At 58.6% G+C, this 4,109-nt stretch carries 2 protein-coding genes; both read left to right on the plus strand.

All coding sequences use genetic code 11. From position 1 onward, the window contains the following. Nucleotides 1–123 precede the first annotated feature (123 nt). Nucleotides 124–3,033: a Tn3 family transposase gene (locus tag HJG53_RS18170; RefSeq protein WP_048938210.1), complete on the plus strand. Its 2,910-nt coding sequence runs from the start codon at nucleotides 124–126 to the stop codon at nucleotides 3,031–3,033. A 142-nt stretch (nucleotides 3,034–3,175) separates the two neighbouring features. Further along, nucleotides 3,176–4,042 (plus strand): recombinase family protein, encoded by an 867-nt coding sequence (locus HJG53_RS18175; protein ID WP_006953933.1) that lies wholly within the window; start codon nucleotides 3,176–3,178, stop codon nucleotides 4,040–4,042. Nucleotides 4,043–4,109 lie beyond the last annotated feature (67 nt).

Consider the following 4,109-nt stretch of genomic DNA (forward strand, 5'->3'; position numbering starts at 1 on the left):
GGCCCAGTCGGCCCCAAGCTGCGATTTTGGCCAAGTCGGAGAACGTTTTGGGAACGTGGCATTCGGTATTGACGATGGAAATCATAGAAGAGGACAGTTCGCTCCATCATAGGGAGTGGGTTGATGGATCGGAGTATTCCGGGCGGGGATTTGATCGGACGATGGAGCCTGAGCTTTGCCGATATTGATTTTGTAAATTCGAAGCCGGCCCTGACGCGCCTTGGCCTCGCCGCGCAGCTGAAATTCTTCGCTTCCCTGGGGTTTTTCGCGATCGATCCCGGCTCAATCCCTACCGATGGCCTCTCGTATCTGGCCGAGCAACTCGGTGTCGAGGCTGGCGAGATAGCCGGTTATGACTTTTCCAGTCGGACAGCACGACGGCATTGTGCGGAGATCCTGATCCATCTTGGATATCACCGCATGAAGCGGGTGGATCGCGCGCAATTGACGGAATGGATTGCTGGCGAGCTGTGCCCGGGCGGCCAGTCGATCAATGCCATGCTTGAGCATGTTTTCCTGTGGTGCCGGGACCGGCGTATTTATGGGCCGTCGCGCAAGGAGCTTGAACGTGTCGTTCGCTCACAACGGCAAGATTATCTGGACACCTGGCTGATCGGAACCAGTGATCGGCTTTCGTCAGATGCGGTGGCGTTATTGGAAGCCTCGCTTGCCGATCCGGACAGCTCGACCGGATTCAACAGGATGAAGGGTGACGCCGGACAGGCAACGCTCGACAACATTCTCGACGTGACCGAGAAACTCGCCTTTATCCAGAGACTTGATCTTCCCCATGATCTCCTGACGGCTACGGGCAAGCCATGGGTCGATCAGATTGTTCGCCGCGTTGCCGGTGAAAAGGCCTCGGAGATGCGCCGGCATGCGCCGGCGCGACAGCTCGGCCTTTATGCGATTTATCTAATGTCGCGGGAGGCGCAACTCACTGACGCGATGATCGACCTGCTGATCGAAACCGTTCACAAGATCGGAACGCGCTCGAAACGCAAGGTGGTGGGCGATATCGCGAAAGACATCGAGCGGGTCTATGGAAAGGAGCGCCTGCTGGTCGAGATCGCCAGCGCCTCGATCAATGAACCATCGGGGCGCATCTGCGATGTCATTTTCCCGATCGCCGGTAAGGCCAAGCTGGCGGCGATCGTCAAGGAGAGCCATGCGAAGGGCGCTCTGGACCGGCGCATCTACAAGGTGATGCGTGGTTCCTGGGCCAATCATTACCGGCGCATGCTGCCAAGCCTGCTTTCCGTACTTGAGTTCCGGTCGAACAACGCGGTGTGGCGGCCGGTCCTGGCGGCCCTCGACTGGATCAGGAGCAAGGTGGATGGCGGATGCCGCTTCGTGCCATTGCAGGATGTTCCGATCGATGAGGTGATTCCAGCGCGATGGCGCAGTTCCGTCATTGATGACGATGGGCGGGTAAACCGGATCAGCTATGAGCTTTGCGTCCTGACGCAACTGCGCGACCGCATCCGCTCCAAAGAAATCTGGGTGGTCGGGGCGGATCGCTATCGCAATCCCGATGACGATCTTCCCAAGGACTTCGAGATCAGGCGAGATGCGTACTATTCCGGCCTCAGCCTGACGCCAGATGCGCAGGCGTTTTGCGCCTCGATCCGGGAGGAGCTTGAACGGGAACTGTTGCTCCTCAATGCCAATATTCCACAAAACGACAAGGTCCGGCTCCTGTGGCGCGGCGACAACCGGATATCGATTACACCGTTCAAGCCCTTGCCCGAACCGAAGGGTCTCGCTTCGATCAAAAGCGAGATCGGTCAGCGCTGGCCGATGACCGGACTGCTGGACGTGTTGAAAGAGGCTGCTCTGGACACGGGATTGATGGATGCTTTCGAAACGTCGGCCTCGCGGGTTACCCTGTCGAAAGCAGCCTTGGCTCAGCGTCTTTTGCTGTGTCTCTATGGCTTGGGCACGAACGCCGGGCTCAAGCGGGTCGCTGGCGCAACACCCGATGTCAGTTACGAGGAATTGCTGCATGTCCATCGCCGTTTCATCCACGCGCCAGCGCTGAGGGAGGCGTGCGCGCGGGTAGCAAACGCGACACTGGCAATCCGCAATGCCGCAGTATGGGGAGATGCGGGCACGGCATGCGCGTCCGATTCAACGAAGTTCGGCGCGTGGGACCGCAACCTGATGACGGAATGGCACGCCCGCTATGGCGGCCGTGGCGTCATGATCTACTGGCATGTGGAGAAGCGCGCGACCTGCGTTTATTCCCAGCTCAAGCGGTGCTCTTCCTCGGAGGTCGCCTCCATGATCGAAGGCGTGCTACGCCATTGCACCGACATGGAAATCCAGCGCCAGTACGTCGATAGCCACGGCCAGAGCGCAGTCGGCTTTGCGTTCTGCCGACTCCTTGGATTTGAGCTTGCCCCGCGGCTGAAAGCAGTGGCACGCCAGAAACTGGCCCTTCCCCAAGCCGGCATGCGCACGCGGCTTTCCAATTTACTGCCGATCCTCTCCAGCCCGATCGACTGGGACGAGATCGAGCAACAATATGACGAAATGGTCAAATATGCCGCTGCCATGCAATCGCGCACCGCCGATCCGGAAGCGATCCTGCTCCGGTTTGCCAGAGCCGAAGTGATGCACCCGACCTACAAGGCGCTGAGTGAACTCGGCCGCGCGGTCAAAACAATCTTCCTATGCCGGTATTTGCGTCAGGAGGCATTCCGCCGCGAGATCCACGAAGGGCTGAATGTGGTTGAGAACTGGAACGGCGCTAATGGTTTCGTGTTCTTCGGCAAGGGCGGCGAGATCGCCACCAACCGCATCCATGAGCAGGAAATCTCCGTTCTGGCGCTACACCTCCTGCAAGCGTCGCTGGTGTATGTGAACACCCGCATGCTTCAGACCGTACTGGTTGAGCCGAAGTGGGCGGGGCGGATGACGCCGGAAGATTATCGTGGTCTCACGCCGTTGATCTACAGTCATGTGAACCCTTATGGCCGCTTCGACCTCGACCTGAACGACCGGATTGATTTTGGACGGCTTGCAGCGTGAGGCGGCTGATCGGCCTATAACATTTGGGTACACCCCAGAGTGATAGGGCCGAGTGACACCATTCGTCTGTCACAAAAGGGTGGGTTTGCGCTCAATGTGACGATACACTGCAAGAGCCACCCTAATGTGACGGATTTTGCACTTGGCTCGTATCGGATATGCCCGCGTCAGCACCACGGACCAGGATCTGGATATCCAGATTGGCCGCCTCAAGAATGCAGGTTGCGAAATTATCCGTTCCGAGACCGGATCGGGGGCCTCGCGGAGCGGGCGCACGGAACTGGAAACGATCATGCAGTTTATGCACACCGGCGACGAGCTGGTCGTGCTGCGGCTCGACCGGCTCGGCCGCTCCACGCGCGATGTCCTGAACCTGGTGCATGAGCTTGATGAAAAGGGAGCTTCGCTGCGCATCCTTGAGCCAGAGGTGACGACGGCGGGCGACATGGGGCGAATGGTCATCACCATACTCGGCATGGTCGCCGATATGGAGCTGAAGTTCATCAAGGATCGTCAGCGCGCCGGGATCGAAGCGGCGCGCGCCGAAGGCGTTTACAAAGGCCGGAAGAAGAACGTCGATGACGATGAAATCCGCCGTCGCCTTGCCGCCGGCGCCAGCAAGGCCCGCGTTGCCCGCGACCTGAAGGTCTCACGAATGACCGTCTATCGGGCGCTCGACATTATTCCGTCACAGACCAAACTGCCGGAAAAGCCGCCCACTGCCAGCATCGCCCTGCATCTGATTATCGAGAACTTCAACAAGCGTGGAAGAGGTAGAAAACCCGCTCGGGAGCGGATTGAGGCGATGCTGGAACGCGACTACGCCATGGTAAAAAACGGCAATTGTGATTACAAACTGACCGTCGCCTATGACCCCGATCCGGATGGCATTTCCCTTGATGAGGAAATCCAAAGCCTCCTCTCCGAGATGTTCAACATCGCAGAGAGCTACAATTGCTCCATGGAAGCCGATATCTACGAGGTCGGTGGTCAGCAACGGTCCTGGTAGAATCAATCAAGCGTTCAGTGTTCGTTCTTCAACCTGGCCAAAATCGCAGCTTCGGGCCGACTGGGCC

Origin of the sequence: Sphingomonas sp. ID1715 (assembly GCF_013044515.1) — a bacterium.
GTDB lineage: Bacteria > Pseudomonadota > Alphaproteobacteria > Sphingomonadales > Sphingomonadaceae > Sphingomonas_B.